The following is a 23,945-nucleotide window of genomic DNA, read 5'->3' as shown; positions in this document are numbered from 1 at the left end:
TGTTATGACTGACAAATCTGCTTTGCCTCTGTCCGGCGTGCGCGTACTGGATTTCTCGCGCGTGCTGGCCGGGCCGTGGTGCGCGATGGTGCTGGGCGACCTGGGCGCCGAAGTGATCAAGGTGGAGCATCCGGAGCGCGGCGACGACACGCGCGACTGGGGCATGCGCATCGGCGCCACCGAAACCGCGTACTTCAATAGCGTCAACCGCAACAAGCGTTCGGTGTGCCTCGACCTCAAAACCCCCGAGGCCCAAGCCATCGCCCGGGATCTGATCCGCAAGAGCGACATCGTGATCCAGAACTTCAAGTTCGGCGACATCGAACGCCTTGGCCTGGGCTACGACGCCCTGAAGGACGAGCAGCCGGGCCTGATCTACTGCTCGATCACGGGTTACGACCGCACCGGCCCGGAAGCTGCGCGGCCCGGCTACGACCTGGTGATCCAGGGCGAATCGGGCCTGATGGCGCTCAATGGTGAACCGACGCAGCCGCCGTTGAAATTTGGCGTCGCCGCAGTCGACATGATGACGGGGATGTACGCGGCGCAGGGCGTGCTGGCGGCGCTGTACGAACGCGAGAAGACGGGCAAGGGCCGCCACATCGGCATGGCATTGTTCGACTGCGGCCTGATGATCACCGCCTACTACGGCCTGGAAGCGCTGCTGCGCGGGAACGATCCGCCGCGTTACGGTAATGCGCATCCGTCGATCATGCCGTATGGCGTGTATGAGGCAAAGGATGGTCCACTGGTCGTTGCAGTGGGCAATAACAGCCAGTTCGTGCGCTTTTGCAACGACGTGATCGCGCGGCCAGACATCGCGCTGGATGAGCGTTTCAAGACCAACCTGGCACGCACGCAGCACCGCGACGAACTGATGCCCGAGATCAAGCGCGAACTGGCGCAGCGTACGCGCAGCGACCTGCTTGCGTGTATGAGCCGGGTCGGTATTCCGTGTGGCGAGGTCGCGGGACTGCATGAAGCATTGACGTCGACCCGTGCTCAGCAGGGCGGCCTGGTCAAGAAAATGCCGCATCCTGAAGTGGGTAGCGTTTCTGTACTGGCCTCGCCTTATCGCTTCGACGGTGAGCGCCTGCCGATACGCAGCGCGCCGCCGTGCCTGGGCGAGGGGACGGACGACGTGCTGCACGAGTTGCTCGGCCTGTCGACCGAGACACTGGCCGGCTTGCGCGAGCGCGGTGTCGTTTAACAACGTCAATACGCATCGATACTGCCTGCTGGTTTTGCATGGCGAAATGAACTGGATTAGAATGGAATTTGACCACCATTCTTATCCAGGGCCTTCCCATGCCAGTGAGCGACACCCTTCCTGATGATGTCCAGGCGCATGATGCGGCCGAGGCGCCGCGTGGCGCCGAAGAGCGCTACTTCATCACGGCGCTGGCGCGCGGCCTTGAGGTCCTGGCCTGCTTTCGCTCAGCCGACAAGGGGCTGAGCAATCAGCAGATTGCCGAGCGCTGCGGCTTGCCCAAGTCCACGGTCACCCGGATTACCTACACGCTGACTACGCTCGGCTACCTGGCGCAGGAACCCGGCGGGCGTTACACGCTCGGCAGCGCCACGCTCGGCCTGGGCAGCGCCATGCTGGCCCGGCTCGATATCCGCCAACTGGCGCGCCCGATGATGCAGGAGCTGGCCGAATTCTCCGGCACCACCGTGTCGATCGCGATGCGGGACCGGCTGTCGATGATTTATGTGGAAGTGTGCCGCAGCAGCGCGGCGCTGGCGCTGGCGCTGCAGGTCGGCTCGCGCATGCCGCTGGCGACATCGGCGATCGGCCGTGCCTATCTGGCCCGGGCCGCCGAGAATGAACGCAGGGATATCCTGAGCCGGTCGCTGGAGCTGGACGAAACTGCGTTCGAAGCCATGCGCACCGGTCTTGCCAAGGGCTTGAGCGACTACGAGACGTATCGCTGCACGACGTCGTTCGGCGACTGGCAGAAGGACGTCAACGGGATCGCGGTCGGCTTCATGCCGATCGGTGGTAGCCAGATCATGTCGATCAATTGCGGCGGCCCCTCGTCGAGCGTGTCGACCGCCTTCCTGCTCGATGAAGTGCGCCCGCGCCTGATCGAGGTTGCCCGGCGCCTCGAGTCGTAATCAGGCGGCGCTCAATATCCGGCCGTCAGCTGGTCAGGATTCAACGCGTTCATCACCGCAAACACGCCGCTGGCGCGCAGGATCCGGCGCGCGCCGACCTGCAGGAAGCAGTTGGCAAACGCCATCCGCTTGCCCAGTTTCTGCACCTCGACATGCGCTTCGACCCAGTCGCCGGGCCTGGCCGCGTCGATGAAATCGGTGCTCAGGTTGACGGTCACGAACGACTGGCGCCCTTCGCAATACAGCGTCAAGCCGAGACCAAGTGCGGAATCGGCCAGACTGGCCAGCATCCCGCCATGCGCGATGCCGCGCATATTGGTGTGCTTGTCCTCGATGCGCATCGCGAACACGATCTCGCCTTCGCGCTCGGCCTCACCCTTGCGGCAATACAGCTCGCCCAGATTGGCCATGTAAGGCCCCCCGCGGTTGAGGCGTTCAAAGCCGGGCGGGGCGGAGGGTGGTACGGAATGCGCGTCGTCGTGTGTCGTCATCAGAACATGTGCATGATGCCCATCGTGAACCGGTTGGCCGAGTCGCTGCCGACCGCCACGAAGTTCTGGGCCAGGTTGATCTGGTCACTCTTGACGATGCTGTCGGTCGCGGCGTGGCCCACCGAGACATAGCCCGTCGTGCGCTTGCTCATCAGGTAGCGGCCGATCAGGATGAATTGCTGTGCATCGTCCTTCAGGTCGCCCGAGCGCTTGACCTGGTAGGCCGCGGCCGTGACCAGGAAGGCCGGCGCCACCGGCACATCGGCGCCGACGCCGAGCACCGCGATCTTGCGGCCAGTGCTGCGCAGTTCATTCCACGAATAGGTCGACTTGAGCGTCACCCCCGGGAACGCGTACTTGATGCCATACGCGTGCGACGTGAGCAGGTCGGTGTCAGTGATGTTCTTCATGCGCGCATAGGCGCCGGCAACGGCCAGCTTGCCGGTGTTGTACAGCAGCGCGCCGCCCTGGTACGAACTTTTCTGCGCGTTGCCCGCCTGCTCGCCGAAAGCGCGCATCACGGCGAAACTCAGGCCCTTGAACACGGGTGACGTGTACTTGACCGAGTTGTTCTGGCGCAGGGCCGTGCCGCCGTTGTTGGCGCCATAGGGCCCGTACACGGCCGCGTTGTTCATTGCCGAGAACAGCACGTTCGGGCTGCTGGAGGCAAAGCCCAGGCCCAGCGGATCGGCCATGCCGACCGACATGATGCCGACGATGTTCTGGCGGCCGATGTCGATCGCGCCGTAGTTGGTGACGATACCGACCGTGGCTTCGCGGTCGAACAGGCTGGAGCCGGATGGGGTGCCGAAGACGGTGCCGGCGCCGCCCGTGTCATTGAGCAGCGTGCCTTCCAGGCCGAAGCGCGCCTTCATGCCACCGCCCAGGTCTTCCTGGCCCTTGATGCCCCAGCGCGATACCTGCATCTGGCCGGTATCGACCTTGGTCTGGTCGCCTTGCGGGCCGTCGTTGGTCAGGCGGGTCAGGCCGGCATCGATGATGCCGTAAAGGGTAATCGCCGATTGCGCGGACGCGGTCGGTGCGGCTGATACGCAGGCGCATAGCGCTGCCATTGCGATGATGTGTTTCTTCACTCGGGCTGTCTCCATTATTGTGATGGTGCCGGCTCGTCGCCAGCCACCACAATGGCCAACGACAGATCCATGAAGCGGGTTTCTCTTTGCGGAACCAGATCTTCAATAATGAAACTGTAGGTTTTTCCGTTTGGCAGTGTCAACAGGTATTCGCGCCCGGGCCAAGTCTTGGCGCACTCAGGCGCAAAACGTGTCGAAACCGGTACACAGGGTTTTGAGAGGCGAACCAACCATTCTGCCTGGCGAAATGAGAGCGCTTGCAGCGTCGCCAGGTGTCGCTGAAATGCACTCGCCCGCTCAGGGCTTCGGATCCCATCCTTCACCCTCATTGAATCCCGAGAATACGGCGCCCCGGTTGGCCAGTTGTCGCGCTTCGTGCTCGTCCATCTCGTATCCGCCAAGTTCCGCCACCGCGCCGTTGGCGAACGTATTGCCCGCTTCGCGCCAGCCGGCACGCGCAGTGCCTTGCACCGGGTTCGGCGGCGGGTCGCGCAGCCACGCGCTGCGGGCGACGTGGGCGCCGATCGTGCAGCCGATGAAGGCGACGTTGTCCCAGGTGTGCGGGGTGCCGGGCGAACGGGCCAGATACGTGCTGCCCGGCGGCGGCAGGTTGCCGGCCGGTCCACTACCTGAGGTGAGGCGCGAGCGCAGGAACACGAAGCCGGGGTCGTCACGGGCGACGGTGCGGGCCTGCACCAGATAGCCGCCCTGGGTCGGGGCTGCGCTGTCGCCGACGCTGCGCAGTTCGCTTTCTTCGAACAGCGCGGCGCGGTTGTACCCCCAGATGAAGTCGACGTTGCCTTCGATGAGCGAACGGTAGATCCACGCATGGCCGGTCAGCTGGATCGTATCCTGCTCGCTCGTCAAATGGGCATTGCGCACGATCAGCCGGCCCTTGTCGTTGCTGAAGAAGAGGGCTTCGGCCTGCGCTGACGGGTCAGCGCTGCGCCGCGTCGTGTTATGCAGCGCGATGTCGCGGATCTCGAGCAGGTCGCTGTCCTGGACCAGGAACAGCGCGCGTCCGCCACCGATGCCAGTGCTGCCCGCGTCCTGGCCGGCGCCGGAGCCCGGATTGCGCGCTTCACTGTTCGCCGCGCGGATGATGGTCGCTTCACGGCTTTGCCCGCGCAGCATCACGTTGTCCTTGCCCTGCAGATAAAGCAGCTCGGGATATACGCCATCGCGGACATTGACCGTCACCGGCCTGGTGCGCGGCAGTGTCATCACGTGGTCCAGCGCGCCCTGGACGGTGCGAAAATCGGCGCGGCCATCGTCGTCGACGGTCACGCTGTCGCCAACCGGGCGATAGGGCGTCGTGCGAAAGGTCCAGCGTGCGCCTTTGAAACGGCGGTCGCGCAGCAGCGCCGCATCGACCAGCACGTCGTAGTCGGTATCGGTGGCGAGCTGCTGCGGCAGACGGACGCGCAGCGTGTTGCCCTCGATGTCGATGGCGTGATGGCGCACGACGCGGTGGCGACCGGCCGGGCCAAGCGTCAGGACCGTCTCGCCAGGCCGGACCAATGCAACCAGTGCACCATCGTGGCGCCGCACGACACGCACGCTGCCGGTGCCGCTCAATACCGGCGCGTGCCTGAATGTCAGGCGGATGGGCGTGTCCGGCGGCACGCCGCGTTCGGCGTGCGCAGGCTGCAGCGTTGCTTGCGGAAGCAGCGTGCGCGCCGGCACATGCGACGGGGCGCCGACATGGGCCTCGAACGCCGCTTGCTGCCACGGTCCGCCGGTCACGGTGATGGTTGACCGGCCGGGCTGCCGCGGCGTCACGTACACGGCGCCATCCCGCAGTTCGACCGTGGCGACCTGCGGATCGGACGAGGCTGCGCGCAAGTCGTGCCCCGAGACCGCGATGGGTTGCGCCGGGTCACCAGCCTGCAGCGCCAGCGAGGTCGTCGCGAGTTTCAGCCGGACGCCCGCCGCTGGCAGCGCCGCCGGGCCGTCACGCACGTCGAGCACCGTGTGCTGCGCAGCGTCCCATGCTGCCCCTTGCTCGGCCGGCACCGGCGCGATCCGCGCCGACGTCACCCGCTCGCCATCGAGCCACAGCGACACCTCGCCGGCCTGGCTGGCAAAGCGCAGCACGACCGGCTGCCCCGCCAGCGGCGCGCGCCGCCGCACTTGTTTCAACCGCACCGTGGTTGCGCCAGTCCCTTCGAGCAGCGCAATCTGCAGCGCCGCGCCGCCGTCGACCAGCGCGATGCTGGCGCCCTGCCAGCGGCCGTTGGCGTCCTGGCGTGCCTTGAGCGTGAAAGGCGCCGCTTCGTTCTTCACGACCAGCTTGACGTCGACCACGCCGTCGCCGGCGTCGGGGACGCGCGGGCCGGCGTGCGCCAGTACATGCTGCGCGACGTCGGCCGCAGGCAGTGGCGCGAACGAGTAGGGCACGCGCCAGCCGACGTCGCCCCCGAAGCCGCAGTCAGCGAGCGGCTGCCCATTCAGCAGCGAGCCAGTATCGGCATACACGCCGCGACTGCTGGCCAGGCTGCCGCCGGGATCGCGCACCACGTGCCCGCACTTGGCGGCGCCCGCGATTGCATACGCATTCGCATGCGAGATGACGTGCGCTTCGTGCGCAATACCGACGCTGTAACCATGCGGGTAAGCCGGATGGGCGCGGTCGCCCACGTGGTAGTTGTTCAGCAGGTGGACCTGGCCATAGCGCACACGCGGCGCGCGCTCGCTGACATTCTCGAACAGATTGCCCTTGAACGTCACGCGCAGGTGGCTGCGGTCGCCCGTCGCGCGATCGGCGCCGCCCACCAGCGTGTTCTTTTCGTGCAGGGCGAAGTGGTTGTAGGTGACGCTGACGAAGTCCGATGCGCTCGTGATATCGAGCGCGCCGTCGTGGCACTGCTTCGGCATGCCGTTTTCAACCGGTTGCGTGTCGTCCGTAACCGGTGCATCGGTGAAGCGGTTGTGGTCGATCCAGACGTGGTGCGCATTCGTCACGCTGATGGCGTCGTACTGCGAATTCCAGTTGCCCCTGGCGCCATCCTGCGGGTCCCAGCGTGGCGCGATATCGCACGGATTGCGCAGCGCCAGGTTACGCACGATGACTTGCGACACGCCGGAGATGACCAGGCTCGCATTGACGAAGCCGGCGCCCGGAACGACGCCCAGCAGCGTGGTATTGGCCGGGATGCGAACGACGCTGCGGCGCGCCTGGTCCTGGCTGTCGGCGAATGGCCGGCCTTCGCTCATGTCGATCGCTGCGGCCACGCGCACAATACGTGCTGGCGCCGGAGTCGACGTTATATCGCGAAGCGCGTCGCGCAGTTGCGCTGCGGTGCGCACGGTGTAGACGTTGGCGGGTGCAGCCAGCGCGCCGCCACGCGTGCCGCCCTCCTGCGCGGCCCAGCCGTCGTCCGGCGCATGCTGCCGCGCAGTCATGGTGTCAGTGATGGTGCCGGCGCCGGCCAGCGCGAGCGCGAGTGCGGCAACCGCGGCGCTCATCGTGCGCTCCCGAGTACGCGCGCCAGGGGTGGTGCCGCCCGCAGCAGCGCGCCCGTCATCGTGGCCGCGACACGCGCAGCGCCCGCTGGCCCCAGATGCGTATGGTCGAAGTTGGCACCAGCCCTGGCCAGTGCGTCCGCGCGTGCTGGTCCGATGGCCTGCACATCGGCCATCGACAGCCGGTTCAGGTCGACCAGCGGTGCCTCCGTGGCGGTGGCGACGCGGCGCACGGCTGCCGACCACGGCGCCAGGTCGTCCTGTACCCAGCCGCCGCGGAAACTGCGGCGCGTCAGCGGCGTCACCAGCACGGGCACGGCGCCAAGCGCACGCGCCTCGTTCACATAACGTGCCAGGTTCGCGGGAAATTCGTGTACGAGATCGGTCGATCGTCCCGGCTTGCCCGGCTGGTCGTTGTGACCGAACTGGATCAGGACATACGTGGCGTTAAAGCCGGCCGGTGCGCGCAGCAGCGCCTCGACCTCATCCCAGCGGCCTTCGGCACGAAAGCTGCCGGAACTGCGTCCGCCCCGCGCCAGATTGATGCATGCGGTCTCGGGCGAGAAGCGGGCGCACAGCGCGTCGCCATAGCCCGTGCTGCTGGCCATGGTGGAGTCGCCGACGAGGATGATCCGCACTGGCGGCGCCGCTGCAGACGCGGCGTGGGCGCTGGCAGCAGCGCAAATGAGCAGACAGGGAAGGGCGCGATCAAGCAGCATGGGCAAACTCCACAAAGTTTGCCGATTCTATTTTGGCCTGACCAATTAAGCAAGCGGTCAGGCCATTTGATCCTGCGAGGTAAATGAGATCTAGCCGCGCGAGAACGTGCGCGTCACGCGTTCGAGGTGCGCGCGCATGGCGGCGCGGGCGCCGCTGGCGTCGTGCGACGCAATCGCGGCCAGGATGTTGCGGTGGTCGAGCAGCGTCTGCTTGCGCAGCTCTTCGGTCTGGAAGTGTTCTTTCAGCTTGTGCCACAGGCTGCCGCGCTGGGCCCACAGGTATTCGATCACGCCCACCATTGCCGTGTTGCCGGTAGCACGGGCCAGCGCGAGGTGGAAGTTGCGGTCGGCATGTTCGTTGCTGGCGCGGTCGTCGTGCTGGCGCTCCATCTCTTCGACGGCCTTGAGGATCGCGTCGATGTCGCGGTCAGTGGCATTCTTGGCGGCGAGGGCAGCGATCTCGGATTCGATCATGCGGCGCGCAGCGAGCACCTCGAACGGTCCCGGGCCTTCTTCGGGCACCTCGGCGGGTGCCACCGCCTTTTCACTGACATACACGCCGGAGCCGCCACGCACCTCGACGATGCCCGACAGCTCGAGCACGATCAGCGCTTCGCGCAGCGATGCACGGCTCACTTCCAGCTTGGCAGCCAGTTCACGCTCGGCAGGCAGGCGCGTGCCGGGCTGGATCTTGTCGTCGCGGATCAGCTCCTGGATGCGGGCGGCGACCACGCGATACAGTCGTGGTTCGGGCTGGTTTGGCTCGGTGGACGCGGGTAGTTTTTTCATCGGGGGCAGGCGCTCCCGGCAGCGTTGCCGGGTGGAGGGAATCGTCCCGTGATTCTAATTTGGCCAGACCAATCCCGCAAGGCGGACCTACCAATACTGCGAAGAAAGGATGACTGGTCATAAGATGTCTGACATCTAAGTTCGGCGTGCGGTGTTGTTGGTATAATCGCGCCCATCCAGTCCTTATTTGAAGCGAGCAGCCATGGTCCCCACGCAGCGCAGGCAGCGCAATCTCGCCCAGGGCGTGATCGAACAGGTCGGCGCAGCGGTCAAGCAGGGCATCCTCAAGCCCGGCGACAAGCTGCCGACCGAGTCGTCCCTGATGGCGCAGCATGGCGTCAGCCGCACCGTCGTGCGCGAGGCGATTTCACACCTGCAGGCATCCGGCCTGGTGCAGACCCGGCACGGCATCGGGACCTTCGTACTGGAGCGCCCGCAGACGGGCCTGGGGCTTGATGCCGAACACATCCTGACGCTGCGCGACGTGCTGGCGATTCTTGAATTGCGCATCGGCGTCGAGACTGAAACGGCAGGGCTGGCAGCCAGTCGTCGCAGTGAAGAACAGGTGCGCGAGCTGGCTGGCGCGCTGGATGAAATGCAGCAGGCGATGGCCGAAGGCATCTCGGCGGTGGAGGCCGACAAACGCTTCCACCTGCTCATCGCCCAGGCCACCGGCAACCGGTATTTCGTCGATATCCTGGCCCAGCTGGGCAACGCCATCATCCCGCGCGCGCGCTTGAACACACCCGGGCTCGAGCAGGACAAGCCCGCCGATTTCCTCGAGCGCGTCAGCCGCGAACACGACGATATCTTCCGCGCGATCGAGCGGCGCGACCCGGAAGCCGCGCGCGCCGCGATGCGCACCCATTTGTCCAACAGCCGTGAACGTCTGGTGCAGGCACAGCGCCGTCTGGAAAATGCAATCGGCTGAGCCAGCAATATTTTGCTTGCGGGCTAAACCATTTCAGTTGTACGATGACTTACAACCTAGTCGTCAACACAAACACACTGAACGGAGACTTTCGCATGCATCCCCTGGAACTCAAGCAAACCCTGTCGCACGGCCTGCTTTCCTTCCCGATCACCGACTTCGACGCCCAAGGCGATTTCAACCCTGCGGGCTACGCCGCGCGCCTCGAGTGGCTCGCGCCGTTCGGCGCGACCGCGCTGTTTGCTGCCGGCGGCACGGGCGAATACTTTTCGCTCAACGGTGAAGAATACGGCCAGATCATCAAGACGGCGGTCGATACCTGCGCCGGCGTGGTGCCGATCCTGGCCGGCTGCGGTGGTCCGACCCGCACCGCCATCGCCCACGCACAGGAAGCCGAGCGCCAGGGCGCCAAGGGCCTGCTGCTGCTGCCACACTACCTGACCGAAGCCAGCCAGGACGGCCTGGTCGCGCACGTCGAAGCGGTGTGCCGCTCCGTGCAGATCGGCGTCGTCGTCTACAACCGCGCAGCCTGCCGCTTGACCCCGGATTCGCTGGCCAAGCTGGCCGACCGTTGCCCGAACCTGATCGGCTTCAAGGACGGCATCGGCGACATCGAACTGATGGTCTCGATCTGGCGCCGCATGGGCGACCGCTTCAGCTATCTGGGTGGCCTGCCAACCGCCGAAGTCTATGCCGGCGCCTACAAGGCGCTGGGCACCCCGGTGTATTCGTCGGCCGTGTTCAACTTCGTGCCGCAACTGGCGATGGACTTCTATCACGCCACCGCTGCCGGCGACACCGCCACCACCAACCGCCTGATCGACGAATTCTTCCTGCCGTACCTGGAGATCCGCAACCGCAAGGCCGGCTATGCCGTCTCGATCATCAAGGCCGGTGCACGCCTGGTCGGCCATGGCGCGGGCCCCGTGCGGCCACCGCTGACTGATCTGACGGCCGAAGAAGACGCGATGCTGCTGGCGCTGATCCAGAAGCAGGGAGCCATCTGATCATGACCATCCTCGGTGAAATGATCATTGGCCAGTCGTGCCTGCGCGGCACGGGCGGCGAGGTGTTCGGCTTCAACCCGGCCACCCGCACGAATCTCGAGCCGGCCTTTGGCCAGGCGACGCCTGACGATGTCGAGCGCGCCTGCACGCTGGCCGCGCAAGCGTTCGACCCGTACCGCGCGCTGCCGCTCGAGGCGCGCGCTGCGTTCCTCGAGATGGTGGCCGAAGAAATCCTGGCGATCGGCCCCGAGCTGATCGAGCGCGCGCAACTGGAAACGGGCCTGCCGCAGGCGCGCCTGGAAGGTGAGCGCATGCGCACCGTCACCCAACTGCGCCTGTTTGCCAAAGTCGTGCGCGACGGGTATTTCATGGACGCGACCATCGACAGCGCCATGCCGGAGCGCACGCCGCCGCGGCCCGATCTGCGCCTGCGCAAAATCGGCCTCGGTCCGGTCGTCGTGTTCGGCGCCAGTAACTTCCCACTGGCGTTCTCGGTCGCGGGCGGCGATACGGCGTCGGCGCTGGCCGCCGGTTGCCCGGTCGTGGTCAAGGCGCATGGCGCCCACCCCGGCACGTCCGAGCTGGTCGGACGCGCCGTGCAGCGCGCCGTCAAGGCCAGCGGCCTGCCGGAGGGCGTGTTCTCGATGCTGTTCGGCGACGGCCGCACGGTCGGCCAGCAGCTCGTGGCCCATCCGGCGATCAAGGCTGTGGGCTTTACCGGCTCGCGCCAGGGTGGCCTGGCGCTGCTGCGCACCGCGGCCGCGCGTGCCGAACCGATTCCCGTGTACGCCGAAATGAGCAGCGTGAATCCCGTGTTCCTGCTGCCCGCTGCATTGCAGGCCGGCGGCGCGACGCTGGCCCAGGGCTTCGTCGATTCGCTGACGCTCGGCGTCGGCCAGTTCTGCACCAACCCGGGCCTCGTGTTCGCCCTGGCCGGCGCCGAACTGGATGCCTTCGTAGATGCGAGCGCTGCGGCGCTGGGCGCCAAGGGCGCCGGCACGATGCTCACCGCCGGCATCCACGAGGCCTACACGAAAGGCGTGACCGCCTTCGGTGCCGTCGACGGCCTGCAACTGGTCGCGCAAGGCACGACCGAAGGCAGCGGCTGCGCTGCGCAGGCTGCGCTGTATGTGTGCGACGCCGCCACGTACATGGGCAACCCGGCGCTCGAAGACGAGGTGTTCGGTCCGTGCGCGGTGCTGGTGCGCTTTACCGACGCCGCCCAAATGTTGCAGGCAGCCGAACACCTGCACGGGCAGCTGACCGTCACGGTCCATGCACGCGAAGGCGACCTCGATCTGGCTGCTGCGCTGCTGCCGATCGTGGAGCGCAAAGCAGGCCGCGTGCTGTTCAACGGCTTCCCGACCGGCGTCGAAGTCGCGCATGCAATGGTGCACGGCGGCCCGTTCCCGGCCACGAGCGACAGCCGTACGACGTCCGTTGGCGCCAGCGCGATCGACCGCTTCCTGCGGCCGGTGTGCTACCAGAACGTACCGGGCAGCCTGCTGCCCGAGGCACTGCGCGACGACAACCCGCTGGGCCTGGCACGCCTGCAGGACGGCGCGTTGCAGGCAGCCGGGGGGAAGTAACGTACCAGGACTGATGCAGCACCAGCCGGAGGAGACGCCGGCTGTCACCCAACTTGAAAAGAACTGATCATCATGAATCAGCAAGTCATCGACGTAACACCGGCGCAGTCGGTGGTGGGCAGATATCGCTGGACGATCTGCGCGCTGCTGTTCTTTGCCACCACCATCAATTACCTGGACCGCCAGGTCCTGAGCCTGCTCGCACCGGTGCTCACCGAGCAGTTCAACTGGACGAACACCGACTACGCCAACATCACGGCGACCTTCCAGTTCGTGTATGCGATCTCGATGCTGTTTGCCGGCCGCGTGATCGACCGCATGGGCACCAAGCGTGCCTACGTGCTGGCGATCGTCGTCTGGTCGCTGGGCGCCATCGGCCACGCGTACGCAATCGGCATCGGCGAAGCGGTCAACACGGTATTCACCAGCATCGGCCTGGCCGTGGTGCCCGTGGCGGTGGCCGGTTTCATGATCGGCCGCGCGGTATTGGCCATCGGCGAAGCCGGTAACTTCCCGGCAGCGATCAAGGCCACCGCCGAATACTTCCCGAAACGCGAGCGCTCGTTCGCCACCGGCATCTTCAATTCGGGCGCCAATGTCGGCGCGATCCTGGCGCCACTGACCGTGCCGCTGATCGCTGCGCACTGGGGCTGGCAGTCGGCGTTCATCGTCATCGGCGGCATTGGCTTCCTGTGGATGGGCCTCTGGATCTGGCTGTACGATGCACCGGAACGCCAGCCACGCCTGAAGGCGGCTGAACTGGCCTACATCAACAGCGACGCCGGCGTGGTGGCGGCGCCCACCGGCAAGCCGGTCAAGGGCTCGTGGTTCAAGCTGCTGGGTTACCGTCAGACCTGGGCCTTCGCGTTCGGCAAATTCATGACCGACGGCGTCTGGTGGTTCTTCCTGTTCTGGCTCCCCAAATACATGTCGGCGCAATACGGCATGTCGGCCACCGACATGATCATCCCGCTCGCGGTGCTGTACAGCATGACGATGGTAGGCAGCATCGGCGGCGGCTGGTTGCCGACCTGGTTCCTGAACCGGGGCGCCGACATCTATCATGGCCGCATGAAAGCCATGCTGATCATCGCCCTGTGCCCGCTGGTCGTGCTGCTGGCGCAACCGCTCGGGTACCTGGGCTTCTGGGTGCCGGTGATCCTGATCGGCGTTGGCGCCTCGGCGCACCAGGCCTGGTCGGCCAACCTGTTTACGACCGTTTCGGACATGTTCCCGAAACACAGCGTGGGCTCGGTCGTCGGCATCGGCGGCATGGCCGGTGGCCTGGGCGGCGTGCTGCTCACCAAGCTCGGTGGCTGGCTGTTCGACCATTACGGCGCGCTCGGCCAGCTGCAGACCGGGTATATGATCATGTTCTCGATCTGCGCCGTGGCCTATCTGGTGGCGTGGACAGTCATGAAAATGCTGGTGCCGCAGCACCGTGAAATCAAGGGGTTGTAATCGATGTCGGCTGAAGTCGAACGCGTCGGGGACGTGCATTGCGCCACCGGTGAGAGCCCGCTGTGGCATGCGGAGCAGGCTGCCTGGTACTGGGTCGACATCCCTGCGCGCCGCATCTGGCGCAGCGACCATGCCAGCGGCGCTTTGCAGCACTGGACGGCGCCTGAAATGGTGGCCTGCATTGCCGCGGACAGCAACGGCGGCCTGATCGCCGGCATGGAAACGGGCGTGTTTCGCCTGACGCTGGGGGCCGATGGAACGGTCGATGCACGCCGCCTGGCCGCGCCACCTGAGGCGGAACTGGGCGTGGGCATGCGTTTCAACGACGGGCGCTGCGACCGCCAGGGCCGGTTCTGGAGCGGCACCATGTTCATGGACATGGGCGCCGCGCGCGCGGTGGGCGGGCTGTATCGCTACAGCACCGCTGAAGGCCTGCATGGGCCTGTCGTTCGGAACCTGCTGACGCAAAATGGCTTGGCCTGGTCTCCCGATGGCCGCACGATGTACCTGTCGGATTCGCATCCGCAGCGGCGCCTCGTGTGGGCCTACGATTACGATCCCGATGCCGGCCTGCCGAGCAACCAACGCGTATTTCTCGACCTGACGGGGCAACGGGGCCGGCCCGACGGGGCGGCGGTCGACGTCGATGGCTGCTACTGGAGCTGCGCCAACGATGGCGGTGTGGTGCAGCGCTTCACGCCGCAAGGCAAGCTCGATCGTGAAATTGCGCTGCCGATGGCCAAGCCGTCGATGTGCGCATTTGGCGGCCCGGCATTGGATCTGCTGCTCGTGACGTCGATCGATCCGGCAGGGACAGGCAATCCTGGTGGCGACGCCGGTTCGGTCGTCATCCTGCGACCGGGCGTGCAGGGGATCGCCGAGACGCCATTCCCCGTTTGAACGGCTGAATGTGAACAAGCCGCGACACCGGTTGCCCGGGTCGCGGCTTGCGCATTACACGACTGCTGATCGAACTAATTCAGATGAATTACTTCGAAGCGTCCTGCATTTTTTCGCCAGCGCGCTCGACGCTACGGCCAGCAGCAGCGGTTGCGTCGCTGGTGGCTTCTTTAGCGGCAGCAGCAGCTTCGCGGCTTTCCTGACGCACTTCGGCGCCAGCAGCTTCGATACGTGCACCGGCACGGTCAGTAGCGGCGTCGATACGCTGACCAGCAGCGTCCAGATTGGCTTCAGCTTTGTCAGCTGCAACTTCCAGCTTGTCGCCAGCGCGTTCAGCAGCTGCATCAGCAGCGGCGACGGCTTCTTTCGACTCTTGAGCGACGGTTGCGCCTGCGTTGTCGACGGCAGCGCCGGCTTCCTGTGCAGGGCCCATATTGTCGTTTTTGTTGCAACCGGCCAGCATCGCGACGCTCAGCATCAGGGCAGAAATGGTAATCGTGGTTTTCATGGGGTGCTCCTTAAAATTAAATGTTGTCGTTTAGCTTACACCAGCTGCTAATTCTTTGACTCACGCCCCGACCGCAATCGTGCGCGACAAACGTATTAAAACATTTCCGAAACTCATCGGCTGTGCGCTAGATAACTTAACAACAATTCAGCGTGTGGCGACAATGATGTGGGATCGGCGACACAGACGCGAAGTTCCCGGTTTGCCCATGCGTCGTCCAGCGCGACGATGGCGACGGACAGTTCGCGGGCAAAGCGGATGGCGGCCACCTCGGGCAGCATGGCGATGCCGACATCCCGTGCCACCAGCTGGGCGATGGCGTCGAAGCTCGGCGCCCGTACCCGCACCTTCAACGGCCGGCCATTGTGGACCGCCCGCGCTTCAATAAAATGCTGCATCGGTCGTTCCGGCGGCAGGCACACGAACGCGTATTCGAAAGCGTCCCGCAGCTTCATCGTCGCGCGCTGCGCCAGCGCATGGCCGGCCGGCACCAGCAGCACCAGGCGATCGCTGCGAAACGGCAGCGAGATCATCTCGCCGGTCGCCACGTTCCCATCGAAAATGCCCAGCTCGATCTCGCCGGCACGTACCGCCGCCACGATATCGCGGCTGGCACGTTCGTCCAGTTGCAGATCGACTTCAGGGTAATCGGCCAGAAACTCGCCAAGGGCCGCTGGCAGGAAGGTGCTGATCGCCACTGTGGTGCCGGCCAGGTGCACCGACGTGCGGCGCCCGCCGCGCAGGTCGCGCACGGTCTCGCGCAACTGCTCCGTTTCATTGACGATGCGCGCGGCCCGTTCGAGGATGAAGCGCCCTGAGGGCGTGGGCGTCATGCCGGCCGCCGAGCGAGTGAATACGACAATGCCGGTGTCCTGCTCGAACCCGCGCAGGCGGTTGCTGGCCGCGGACAGGGCGATGGGGAAGCGTTCGGCGGCTTTGCTCAGGCTGCCAGCGGCCTCGATGGCCAGTAACAGGCGAAGGTCGGTCAGGTCGATGTGCATGGGGTTTCTCGTTCGGCGAAGGCCTGGTTCAGTATTGGCGCATTCTAGCCCGTCTTGTTTCGCGGCAGAATAAGGTCTTGAGGATGTGGTGACAACGGCTGCGACGACGATGAGTGATTGGACACGGGTGCGCCGCTGGGCGCAGGACGGCCGGCTGTATGCGATTCTGGCCGCCACGGGAATGAGCATGAAGGCGGTGTTCGTCAAGCTGGGCTACGCAGCCGCGCCGGTGGATGCATTGACCATGCTGGCGCTGCGCATGGGTTTTGCACTGCCGCTGTTCCTGGGCCTGGCCTGGATGGCGCGCGATCCGCAGGCAGCGCGGTTGACGCCGAAGGACTGGCTGCACATCGCAACCCTGGGTTTCTTCGGCTATTACCTGGCGAGCCTGTTCGATTTCTACGGCCTCGAAACCATCACGGCCGGGCTGGAACGTCTGATCCTGTACCTGTACCCGACGCTGGTGCTGTTGTTCCAGGTCTGTCTCACCAAGCAGTACCCGTCGAGCCGTACCTTGCAGGCGCTGGGCATCTGTTACCTGGGCCTCGGCGTCGGCTTCATCCACGACCTGCACGTGACCGGCATGAGCGGCGAGCTCCTGACCGGTGCTGCATGGGTCTTTGCCAGTGCCGTAGCGTACGCGCTGTACTTCGTCGGCACCGGCGCTGTCGTCAAGCGGATCGGCGCGATGCGCCTGGCAGGCCTGGCAGGCAGCGCATCGTGCTTGTTCGTCCTGCTGCATTTCGCGCTGGCCGGCAATCGCGCCGCCCTCACGACGCTGCCGCCAGCGGTCTGGCTCAATAGCAGCCTGATGGCCGTCGTATCGACCGTGGTGCCGATCTATTGGCTGTCGCTGGCGATTGCCCGCCTCGGCGCATCCCGGACGGCGGCGATCGGCAATCTCGGCCCGGTACTGACGGTGTTCGCTTCGTGGCTGCTGCTGGGAGAGCCGTTGTCAGTATTCCAGTTGGGCGGGTTGGCGCTGGTGATCCTGGGTGTGGCGCGGCTCAAGCCGAAGGCGACGCCGGCGGCGACGGCTGCACCGAAACGGGCGTCGGCATGACGGCGTCGAACAAGCCGTGGCCATCCCAGCGCGGCAAGGGCGAGATGGTCCGCGCCGGAACAGCCCGGGCCGCATACGCCGGCCCAAGTGACGCCAAGAAGCGTGGGAACGCGCGGCAGTAGGTCGACTGGATGCCGGCCAGGCGCGCCAGTAGCGCGTAGTCGATCACGGTGTCGGGCGGCATTGCGTCGATCACCTGGGCCACGCGTTCGTGCCAGTCATCTGACCACGCGGGCAGCAATGGGCCCAGGTCGCGTACGGTATCCCCGGCACGGATTACACCGCCTTGCACGACGCGCGCCAGCACGCCACGTCGGGCGCCAATCCTGGCGGCGACGTGCGCGCCGTGCAGGTCGAGCCGGCCGCATGCTTCGCATGCGAACATCAGGCGTAGCTGCGCCCCGTCCCCGATCTGCAGCACGGTGCCGGAGGGCAGGGCGTCGATGGGGGTATCGAACAGCAGGTTCTCGCGCAGCGCGTGGGGAGCGAGATTCAAATCAGCATAGGTCGCGCTGCTCGCCAGCAGCAGCTGGCGCGGTGAAGCCGGGTCGCGGTGGCGGTCGCCATCGATCCCCGCGCCGGCCACGAGCACGAGTCGCTCGACCGCCTGCGGCGCGGCGCTGCCAGTCGGACGGAGCGACAGGCTGGCCAGCTTCACCGGGTCACCATCATCGGTCAGCGTTACTTCGGCGCTTGCAGTGCCGCCGCCGCGGCGCGGTACTTGGCTGCGTTGGGCACGGCCGTCCACGCCGGCTTGACCGGATCGTTGGCGATGTCCTGCAGCGCCACGGCGATCATGCGGTTCACGCTGGCCAGGTTGTCGTAGTCGACCTTGTCCCAGGTGTCGTCCTTGCCGTGGTAATCGGGGAAGCCGAACGCCACGCACAGCGTATGGGCCGGCACGCCGGCATCGGCCAGCGCCTGGTTGTCGCTGCGTGCAAAATAGCGGTCGCTGTTGGTCGGGTGCTTCCAGAAGCGGATGCCGGTCTGCTCGCCTGCGCGTTGCAGCGTCGTGCCCACGGTCGAATAGTCAAAGCCGGTCATCGTGGCCGAACGCAGTTGCGGGCCTTCGCTGTCGTCGGTGCGGCCAAGCTGCTCGAGGTTCAGGTTCATCACGGTGTCCTTCAGCGGGAACACGGGATGCTTTGCATAGTAGCGCGAGCCGAGCAGACCCAGTTCTTCGCCGAACAGCGCGACGAACACGATGCTGCGGCGCGGGCGTTCCTTTTGCGCCGCCATGCTCGCGGCGATCTCGATGACCGAGACGGTGCCGCTGCCATCGTCGTTGGCGCCGTTGAAGATCTCGCCATCGCGGATGCCCAGGTGGTCGTAGTGCGCGCTGAGCATCACGTAGGTGCTTTTCAGGGCCGGGTCCGAACCGCGCAGCACGCCGATCACGTTGCGCAGCTTGGTCGGCGCGATCTCGGGTGCGACGATCTTCGCGGCGACGGTGGCGCCGCCCTGTTCGAGTGCGGTCGCGGCATCGGCCGCATGCACCAGCACGACCGGCGCGCCGCCTTTTGTCACTGCCACGCCCGGGTCGATCAGCCAGCCGCCCTGTGTGCGGGCCTGACGGCGTTCGCGGTCGATCAGCACGATCAGCGCCGGCTTGCTTTTCAGCTTGGCTTGCAGCGCGGCGCCCGCGCCGGGGATCGCAGCGGCCGGTACGACCAGTACCTTGCCATTGGCCTTGTCCGGATCGTCCAGCGCCGCCTGCCAGGTCATGAAGACGGCAGGGGTGCGCGCCAGCGTGACTGGATCGACGAAGTTGGCCGATACGCCCGTGCCGTCAAGGGTCATGGTCTTGCCGCCGACCGTCACGGTCAAGGCGATGTCCTGCGGGCTGCGCTTGGCGTATTGCCAGTTCGCGGTCTGGAAGTAACCGTCGTCGCCAACTGCCTCGAGCCCCGCGCGGCGGAACTGCGCCGCGATGTATTCGGCTGCCAGGTCAACACCGCGCGACGGTGTGCCGCGCCCTTCGAGCAGGTCGGAGGACAGGAACGACAGGTGGCCGCGCAGCGAGTCGGCCGAGATGCTGGAGGTCAGCGCATCGCGCCCTGAAGCCTGCGGCCCTTGGGCCGAGGTGGCGCACCCGGTCAGGGCGAGGGCGATGGAAATGGACAGCGCGGAGGCAAGGTGACGCATGCGAGGACTTCCGTGGATTGATGAGGATGGCAATATGACATGGTGGGGGGAATTGGGTCAACCGTGATATGTGCATCCACCCGGTGAGAGCGCCGCGATGGCGCATCCCGTTTCAGCCCACCATGCGATCAGCCTTGGGCAGCGTACGGCGGGTAATCGATATAGCCCCTGGCGTCGCCACCGTAGTACGTGCTGCGGTCCGGCTCGGCCAGTGGCCAGCCGTGGCGCAGGCGCGCCACCAGGTCGGGGTTCGAGATGAACATCTGGCCGAACGCGGCCAGGTCGATCACGCCATCGTCGATCATCTTGTCGGCGCGTTCGCGCGTCATGCCGCCAGCCAGGATCAGTGCAGTGTCGGGCAGCGTGGGCCGGAAGGCGCGCAGCAAGTCCTGGATCTTGTCGGAGACGGTTGGTCCAGACGCCTTGTCGCCCATGCCGTAGCCGGATTGGTCCATGATGTGGACATAGGCGATGCGGCGTTCGCCCAGCGCGGCGACCAGCGCCGTATAGGTTGCGTCGATGTCGTCGTACAGCGGCATGTCGAACAGGCGGCCGTAGGGCGACAGGCGGATGCCCACGCGTTCGCGGCCAATGCGGGCAACGACAGCGTCGACGACGGCCAGGGCAAAGCGCAGGCGGTTGTCCATCGTGGCCGCGCCGTACTCGTCGTCGCGGTCATTGACCAGCGGGTTGAGGAACTGCTCCAGCAGATAGCCATTGGCGCCGTGGATCTCGACCCCGTCGAAACCGGCCTCGATGGCATTGGCGGCGGCGTTGGCAAAATCCTGCACCACGCGCGCCACCTCGCCGGTCGCAAGCTGGCGCGGTTGGGTGGTGGCCACCATGCCCGGCGTGCCGTCATCCTTGACACCGTAGGCCATGGCGCCTTGCGCGGTTTTCGAGCTGGCGCTGACCGGATCGATGCCATCGGTCTGAATGCTCGGGTGCGACACGCGGCCCACGTGCCAGAGCTGCGCGAACATCTTTGCGCCGACGGCGTGCACGGATTGGGTCGTCAGGCGCCAGCCGGCGATCTGCGCCGGGGTGTAGATGCCGGGATTGAACAGGTAACCCTGGCCTTCGCGGGAAATGGGCGTGCCTTCGCTGACGATCAGGCCAGCGGTGGCGCGCTGGGTGTAGTACAGCGCCACGGTTTCAGTGGCGACGTCGTCCGGCGCACGCGCCCGGGTCAGGGGCGCCATCACGATACGGTTGACGAGGGAAAGAGAAGCGAGCTTGAATGGCGAGAATAACTGGTGCATGGCGTCCTTATAGCGTCGTGGATGGATGCGGCCAGCATAAATGAATTTGCGGAATGGAATGATGGGCACGCTAGCGAATCGGGCCATCGCGCTCTGTGGGGCCGGGTTCACTCCCGCCTTACGCCAGTTCGTCGCGCCGCCTCTTGCCGCTGGCACGCCGTCTCGGCACAATGGACTGTCCCTGTGCTAATTACCGTTATTTTTTGAAGCGAGTCCGCATGGCCAGCCTCTCCCCGCCGATCCACCAGCAACGACGTGCGCGCCTGCGACGCCTGCTGACCGATTTGCCGCTGTCGATCGGCATCAGCGTGCTGCTGGCGTGTTTCATCAGTCTGGTCACGGGGCGCTTCCTCGAAAACATGCTGGTGTCGGTCCTGATCGGCATCGTGGCCTTCACGATCGTGTATGGCGGGCGCCTGCTGTTCATCAAGCGGCCGGTCTGGCGCCTGCGCGAATGGGCGATGTTCGGCGTGCTGGCGGTGCTGGCAGCGCCAGTTGCCCATTTCACCGGCCTGTACACGGCCGGGCTGTTGCTCGGCATACGTACGCCGACGCTGGCGGAATATCCGAGCGTGGACCGCATCAGCATGATCATCTTCACCTTCCTGGGCACGACACTGATGGTCGTGCTGATCAGGAACCGCGAACGGATGCGGCGTGCCCAGGAAGAGCAGGCCGAGGCGCACCTGCGCGCGCAGATCATCGAGCGGCAAGCGTTGCAGGCGCAGCTGCGCCTGCTGCAGGCGCAGATCGAGCCGCACATGCTGTTCAATACGCTGGCCAATCTGCAGGGGCTGATCGCGCTCGACCCGGCGCGGGCCAGCGACATGCTCGACCAGCTGATCCAGTATCTGCGCGCCACGCTGAGCGTATCGCGCAGCGAGACCACGACGCTCGAACAGGAATTTGCCGCAATGGGGGCGTACCTGGGCCTGATGGGCGTGCGCATGGGTGAACGGCTGCGCTACCGGCTCGACCTGCCGCCGGCGCTGCGCACCGCGCGCCTGCCCACGATGCTGTTGCAGCCCCTGGTCGAGAACGCGATCGTGCACGGCGTGGAGCCGAAGATCGATGGCGGCGAGATCACCATCAGCGCGGCGATCGAAGGCGACAGCCTGGTGCTCGACGTTCGGGATACCGGCCTGGGGCTTGGCAACGCGCATGCGCGGCGTGGCAGCGGCGTCGGCGTGGCCACGACGCGTGAACGACTCGACGCCCTGTATGGTGAGCGCGCATCGATGACCTTGAATCCGGCGCAGCCGCAAGGTACGCTGGCCCGATTGACCCTGCCTCTGGAGTTCGAACAATGACCCGTGCACTGATTGCCGAAGATGAACCGATCCTGGCCGCCACGCTGGCCAGGACACTGCAGGGCCTGTGGCACGGCCTCGACATCGTCGCGACCGCACCCAACGGCGTGGTCGCTGTGGAGCAGGCCCTGGCGCTGCGACCGGACGTGCTGTTCCTGGACATCCGCATGCCGGGCCAGAGCGGTCTGGAAGTGGCCGAAGAACTGGCCGAGCGCTGGGAGGGACCGGCGCCGTTTCCGCACATCGTGTTCGTCACCGCGTTTGATGACTACGCGGTGCAGGCATTCGAGCACGCGGCGTTCGACTACGTGCTCAAGCCGGTCAGCAGCGCGCGGCTGGGCAAGACCGTGGAACGCCTGCGTGGGGCGCTGGCCGCGCGCACGGCGCTGGCGCCGGATGCACTGGGCCAGTTGCTCGGGCAGTTGCAGGCGCTGGCGCCACGCGCTGCACCAGGCGAGCGCCTGACGACGATCCGGGCGGCGGTCGGCAACGCGGTGCGCATGATTCCGGTGCCCGACGTCGTGTACTTCCAGGCAATCGACAAGTATGTCAATGTGGTCACCGCGGACGCCGAAGCGCTGATCCGGGTGCCGCTGAAGGAATTGCTTCCGCAGCTCGACAGCGCGCAGTTTCGCCAGGTGAGCCGCAGCACGGTGGTCAATATGGGATGCGTGACCAGTGCGGTGCGGGATGATCTGGGCAAGGTGATGCTGACGTTGCGCGGCCGGCCCGAAAAGCCGCGTGTCAGTCCGGTGTATGCGCATCTGTTCAGACAGATGTAGCGGGATTGGCGCTGCGACATCACGCGACGGCCGGCACGAAGAATATGCGCTCGACCTTGCCGTTGTCCTTGTCGGTTTCAAACACCAGCAAATAGCCTTTTGTATACACGCTCTCGACGGTTGCTGGCCCGACGACGTATGCAGGGTTGGTGTCATCGTCGTAGTAGCCAGTAGGGCGGCCAAGCAGTGCCACGATGTCACTGCCGTTCGCCCGCTTCAAATCATGTTTCTTTAGCAGCGATGCCGTCATCTCTCCGCGCTGCAAGCTAGAGGCCGTGGCCCAGACATCCGTTGTAAGCTCACGGTCACCGAGCTTGTTTGCCTGGTCTTCGACAGAATCGCGACAGCCGGCGAGCAAGGCTGCGATCAGGACAATGTAGAGACAGAAGCGCATATGTTGTAGATGTCCCGGCAGTTTCTCGATGTGGAGTATCCCAAACCATGGTTGCGGATGAATTGGGAACCATCAACGACGGTAGATTGAGTAAAATGCTGCTCTCGATTTGCTAGGCCACACCATGGAACTCCGCGCCGCCGCGCTGCACGCACTGCTCGACGCCGACCCCGCCGCCAAAGCCAGGGCGGTCGCCGCGCTGTCTGCTGCGAGCAAGGCCGGCCAGGTCGCCATCGACACTCAGGCCGTCATGACGGCGCCGCCCGGCATCCCTGGCCGTCCGCTGCGCCCTGAACTGGTGCCGCCGCTGCAGGTGGGCCGCCGCTCGATGGGCACGCCGGAAGGGCGCGCGATGCTGGTCCACGCGCTGGCGCACATCGAGTTCAATGCCGTCAATCTGGCGCTTGATGCCCTGTGGCGCTTCGACGGGATGCCCGAGCAATACTATCTCGACTGGTTGCTGGTGGCCGACGAAGAGGCGCTGCACTTCACGATGCTCAGTAACCATCTGGGCACGCTCGGTTACGCCTATGGCGACTTCCCGGGCCACGACAGCCTGTGGGAAATGGTCGCCAAGACCAGTGACGACGTGCTGGCGCGCATGGCGCTGGTGCCGCGCACGCTCGAAGCGCGCGGCCTGGACGCGATCCCGCCGCTGCGCAAGAAGATCGCACAGGCGGGCGACCTGGCTGCGGCGCTGATCCTCGACCGCCTGCTGGTCGACGAAGTGGGGCACGTCGAAATCGGCAACCGCTGGTACCTCGAACTGTGCCTGGCACGCGGCCTCGAGCCGATCGCCACCTACGACGAACTCACCGTGCGCTACAAGGCGCCCGTGCTCAAGGGCCCATTCAATATTGAAGGGCGCCGTGCGGCCGGCTTTTCCGAGGCCGAGCTGGAACGCTATCGCTGA

Annotated in this window: 22 protein-coding genes; 11 read left to right on the top strand and 11 right to left on the bottom strand. The window is 65.8% G+C overall.

What is annotated here, in order from left to right; translation table 11 throughout:
- Positions 1-4 precede the first annotated feature (4 nt).
- Together AC1MGT_RS00755 and AC1MGT_RS00750 are read left to right on the top strand one after the other, a co-directional pair.
- Positions 5-1,210 (top strand): CaiB/BaiF CoA transferase family protein, encoded by a 1,206-nt coding sequence (locus tag AC1MGT_RS00755; protein ID WP_499502470.1) that lies wholly within the window; start codon positions 5-7, stop codon positions 1,208-1,210.
- A 98-nt stretch (positions 1,211-1,308) separates the two neighbouring features.
- On the top strand, positions 1,309-2,121 hold the full coding sequence (locus AC1MGT_RS00750; protein WP_499504359.1) for an IclR family transcriptional regulator: 813 nt from the start codon (positions 1,309-1,311) through the stop codon (positions 2,119-2,121).
- A gap of 11 nt (positions 2,122-2,132) precedes the next feature.
- On the opposite strand, the gene AC1MGT_RS00745 is transcribed toward AC1MGT_RS00750, so the two are convergent.
- The 5 genes from AC1MGT_RS00745 to AC1MGT_RS00725 form a co-directional block, all read right to left on the bottom strand.
- Entirely contained in the window at positions 2,133-2,612 is a 480-nt protein-coding gene (locus AC1MGT_RS00745) for a PaaI family thioesterase (protein WP_499502469.1), read from the bottom strand.
- On the bottom strand, positions 2,612-3,706 hold the full coding sequence (locus AC1MGT_RS00740) for a porin (protein ID WP_499502468.1): 1,095 nt from the start codon (positions 3,704-3,706) through the stop codon (positions 2,612-2,614). The genes AC1MGT_RS00745 and AC1MGT_RS00740 overlap by 1 nt, the downstream gene beginning before the upstream one ends.
- Before the next feature lie 297 nt (positions 3,707-4,003).
- Complete coding sequence (locus AC1MGT_RS00735) at positions 4,004-7,174, bottom strand: pectinesterase family protein (RefSeq protein WP_499502467.1); 3,171 nt, start codon at positions 7,172-7,174, stop codon at positions 4,004-4,006.
- Positions 7,171-7,890 carry a rhamnogalacturonan acetylesterase gene (locus AC1MGT_RS00730; protein ID WP_499502466.1) on the bottom strand — a complete coding sequence of 240 codons (720 nt, stop codon included), beginning with the start codon at positions 7,888-7,890 and terminating at the stop codon, positions 7,171-7,173. Before AC1MGT_RS00730 ends, AC1MGT_RS00735 begins: the two co-directional genes overlap by 4 nt.
- Positions 7,891-7,980: 90 nt before the next feature.
- The gene (locus AC1MGT_RS00725) at positions 7,981-8,679 is read right to left on the bottom strand and encodes a FadR/GntR family transcriptional regulator (protein ID WP_499502465.1); all 699 of its coding nucleotides are present in this window, start codon (positions 8,677-8,679) and stop codon (positions 7,981-7,983) included.
- 202 nt (positions 8,680-8,881) lie between these two features.
- Between AC1MGT_RS00725 and AC1MGT_RS00720 the strand changes: the two genes are divergently transcribed.
- The 5 genes from AC1MGT_RS00720 (at position 8,882) to AC1MGT_RS00700 (ending at position 14,567) form a co-directional block, all read left to right on the top strand.
- On the top strand, positions 8,882-9,610 hold the full coding sequence (locus AC1MGT_RS00720) for a FadR/GntR family transcriptional regulator (protein ID WP_499502464.1): 729 nt from the start codon (positions 8,882-8,884) through the stop codon (positions 9,608-9,610).
- 95 nt (positions 9,611-9,705) lie between these two features.
- Positions 9,706-10,617, top strand: coding sequence for a 5-dehydro-4-deoxyglucarate dehydratase (gene kdgD, locus AC1MGT_RS00715; RefSeq protein ID WP_332531749.1), 912 nt, complete (start codon positions 9,706-9,708; stop codon positions 10,615-10,617).
- 2 nt (positions 10,618-10,619) lie between these two features.
- Complete coding sequence (locus AC1MGT_RS00710; RefSeq protein WP_499502463.1) at positions 10,620-12,206, top strand: aldehyde dehydrogenase (NADP(+)); 1,587 nt, start codon at positions 10,620-10,622, stop codon at positions 12,204-12,206.
- 72 nt (positions 12,207-12,278) lie between these two features.
- Positions 12,279-13,667, top strand: coding sequence for an MFS transporter (locus tag AC1MGT_RS00705; RefSeq protein ID WP_499502462.1), 1,389 nt, complete (start codon positions 12,279-12,281; stop codon positions 13,665-13,667).
- Positions 13,668-13,670: 3 nt separating this feature from the next.
- On the top strand, positions 13,671-14,567 hold the full coding sequence (locus tag AC1MGT_RS00700; protein ID WP_499502461.1) for an SMP-30/gluconolactonase/LRE family protein: 897 nt from the start codon (positions 13,671-13,673) through the stop codon (positions 14,565-14,567).
- 88 nt (positions 14,568-14,655) lie between these two features.
- On the opposite strand, the gene AC1MGT_RS00695 is transcribed toward AC1MGT_RS00700, so the two are convergent.
- Entirely contained in the window at positions 14,656-15,075 is a 420-nt protein-coding gene (locus tag AC1MGT_RS00695) for a hypothetical protein (RefSeq protein WP_499502460.1), read from the bottom strand.
- A 113-nt stretch (positions 15,076-15,188) separates the two neighbouring features.
- On the bottom strand, positions 15,189-16,076 hold the full coding sequence (locus tag AC1MGT_RS00690; RefSeq protein ID WP_499502458.1) for a LysR family transcriptional regulator: 888 nt from the start codon (positions 16,074-16,076) through the stop codon (positions 15,189-15,191).
- A 109-nt stretch (positions 16,077-16,185) separates the two neighbouring features.
- Between AC1MGT_RS00690 and AC1MGT_RS00685 the strand changes: the two genes are divergently transcribed.
- Positions 16,186-17,139 (top strand): DMT family transporter, encoded by a 954-nt coding sequence (locus tag AC1MGT_RS00685; protein ID WP_499502457.1) that lies wholly within the window; start codon positions 16,186-16,188, stop codon positions 17,137-17,139.
- Here AC1MGT_RS00685 and AC1MGT_RS00680 read toward each other — a convergent pair.
- From AC1MGT_RS00680 to AC1MGT_RS00670, 3 genes are all read right to left on the bottom strand, one after another.
- Positions 17,084-17,887 carry an MOSC domain-containing protein gene (locus tag AC1MGT_RS00680; RefSeq protein WP_499502456.1) on the bottom strand — a complete coding sequence of 268 codons (804 nt, stop codon included), beginning with the start codon at positions 17,885-17,887 and terminating at the stop codon, positions 17,084-17,086. The genes AC1MGT_RS00685 and AC1MGT_RS00680 overlap by 56 nt on opposite strands.
- On the bottom strand, positions 17,821-19,284 hold the full coding sequence (locus AC1MGT_RS00675; RefSeq protein ID WP_499502455.1) for a M28 family peptidase: 1,464 nt from the start codon (positions 19,282-19,284) through the stop codon (positions 17,821-17,823). The genes AC1MGT_RS00680 and AC1MGT_RS00675 overlap by 67 nt, the downstream gene beginning before the upstream one ends.
- 128 nt (positions 19,285-19,412) lie before the next feature.
- The gene (locus AC1MGT_RS00670; protein WP_499502454.1) at positions 19,413-20,546 is read right to left on the bottom strand and encodes an alkene reductase; all 1,134 of its coding nucleotides are present in this window, start codon (positions 20,544-20,546) and stop codon (positions 19,413-19,415) included.
- Positions 20,547-20,764: 218 nt separating this feature from the next.
- Here AC1MGT_RS00670 and AC1MGT_RS00665 point away from each other — a divergent pair, with 218 nt between their 5' ends.
- Together AC1MGT_RS00665 and AC1MGT_RS00660 are read left to right on the top strand one after the other, a co-directional pair.
- A complete protein-coding gene (locus tag AC1MGT_RS00665) occupies positions 20,765-21,856 on the top strand; it encodes a sensor histidine kinase (protein ID WP_499502453.1) in 1,092 nt (363 codons plus the stop codon).
- Positions 21,853-22,638: a LytR/AlgR family response regulator transcription factor gene (locus AC1MGT_RS00660; RefSeq protein ID WP_499502451.1), complete on the top strand. Its 786-nt coding sequence runs from the start codon at positions 21,853-21,855 to the stop codon at positions 22,636-22,638. The genes AC1MGT_RS00665 and AC1MGT_RS00660 overlap by 4 nt, the downstream gene beginning before the upstream one ends.
- 19 nt (positions 22,639-22,657) lie before the next feature.
- Here AC1MGT_RS00660 and AC1MGT_RS00655 read toward each other — a convergent pair whose 3' ends face one another.
- On the bottom strand, positions 22,658-23,032 hold the full coding sequence (locus tag AC1MGT_RS00655) for a hypothetical protein (protein WP_499502449.1): 375 nt from the start codon (positions 23,030-23,032) through the stop codon (positions 22,658-22,660).
- Between the two features lie 124 nt (positions 23,033-23,156).
- Here AC1MGT_RS00655 and AC1MGT_RS00650 point away from each other — a divergent pair, with 124 nt between their 5' ends.
- Entirely contained in the window at positions 23,157-23,945 is a 789-nt protein-coding gene (locus AC1MGT_RS00650) for a ferritin-like domain-containing protein (protein WP_499502448.1), read from the top strand.

The sequence above is a fragment of the Telluria sp. BA11 genome, from assembly GCF_056680305.1.
Note: the sequence above shows the minus strand (reverse complement) of the source record. Positions and strands in the feature narration are given on the sequence as shown.

Excerpts from the sequence above, each read along its gene's own strand:
- AC1MGT_RS00755 (WP_499502470.1), top strand. The coding sequence starts at position 5 with ATGACTGACAAATCTGCTTTGCCTCTGTCCGGCGTGCGCGTACTGGAT.
- AC1MGT_RS00750 (WP_499504359.1), top strand. The coding sequence starts at position 1,309 with ATGCCAGTGAGCGACACCCTTCCTGATGATGTCCAGGCGCATGATGCG.
- AC1MGT_RS00745 (WP_499502469.1), bottom strand. The coding sequence starts at position 2,612 with ATGACGACACACGACGACGCGCATTCCGTACCACCCTCCGCCCCGCCC.
- AC1MGT_RS00735 (WP_499502467.1), bottom strand. The coding sequence starts at position 7,174 with ATGAGCGCCGCGGTTGCCGCACTCGCGCTCGCGCTGGCCGGCGCCGGC.
- AC1MGT_RS00730 (WP_499502466.1), bottom strand. The coding sequence starts at position 7,890 with ATGCTGCTTGATCGCGCCCTTCCCTGTCTGCTCATTTGCGCTGCTGCC.
- AC1MGT_RS00725 (WP_499502465.1), bottom strand. The coding sequence starts at position 8,679 with ATGAAAAAACTACCCGCGTCCACCGAGCCAAACCAGCCCGAACCACGA.
- AC1MGT_RS00720 (WP_499502464.1), top strand. The coding sequence starts at position 8,882 with ATGGTCCCCACGCAGCGCAGGCAGCGCAATCTCGCCCAGGGCGTGATC.
- kdgD (WP_332531749.1), top strand. The coding sequence starts at position 9,706 with ATGCATCCCCTGGAACTCAAGCAAACCCTGTCGCACGGCCTGCTTTCC.
- AC1MGT_RS00710 (WP_499502463.1), top strand. The coding sequence starts at position 10,620 with ATGACCATCCTCGGTGAAATGATCATTGGCCAGTCGTGCCTGCGCGGC.
- AC1MGT_RS00705 (WP_499502462.1), top strand. The coding sequence starts at position 12,279 with ATGAATCAGCAAGTCATCGACGTAACACCGGCGCAGTCGGTGGTGGGC.
- AC1MGT_RS00700 (WP_499502461.1), top strand. The coding sequence starts at position 13,671 with ATGTCGGCTGAAGTCGAACGCGTCGGGGACGTGCATTGCGCCACCGGT.
- AC1MGT_RS00695 (WP_499502460.1), bottom strand. The coding sequence starts at position 15,075 with ATGAAAACCACGATTACCATTTCTGCCCTGATGCTGAGCGTCGCGATG.
- AC1MGT_RS00690 (WP_499502458.1), bottom strand. The coding sequence starts at position 16,076 with ATGCACATCGACCTGACCGACCTTCGCCTGTTACTGGCCATCGAGGCC.
- AC1MGT_RS00685 (WP_499502457.1), top strand. The coding sequence starts at position 16,186 with ATGAGTGATTGGACACGGGTGCGCCGCTGGGCGCAGGACGGCCGGCTG.
- AC1MGT_RS00675 (WP_499502455.1), bottom strand. The coding sequence starts at position 19,284 with ATGCGTCACCTTGCCTCCGCGCTGTCCATTTCCATCGCCCTCGCCCTG.
- AC1MGT_RS00670 (WP_499502454.1), bottom strand. The coding sequence starts at position 20,546 with ATGCACCAGTTATTCTCGCCATTCAAGCTCGCTTCTCTTTCCCTCGTC.
- AC1MGT_RS00665 (WP_499502453.1), top strand. The coding sequence starts at position 20,765 with ATGGCCAGCCTCTCCCCGCCGATCCACCAGCAACGACGTGCGCGCCTG.
- AC1MGT_RS00660 (WP_499502451.1), top strand. The coding sequence starts at position 21,853 with ATGACCCGTGCACTGATTGCCGAAGATGAACCGATCCTGGCCGCCACG.
- AC1MGT_RS00655 (WP_499502449.1), bottom strand. The coding sequence starts at position 23,032 with ATGCGCTTCTGTCTCTACATTGTCCTGATCGCAGCCTTGCTCGCCGGC.
- AC1MGT_RS00650 (WP_499502448.1), top strand. The coding sequence starts at position 23,157 with ATGGAACTCCGCGCCGCCGCGCTGCACGCACTGCTCGACGCCGACCCC.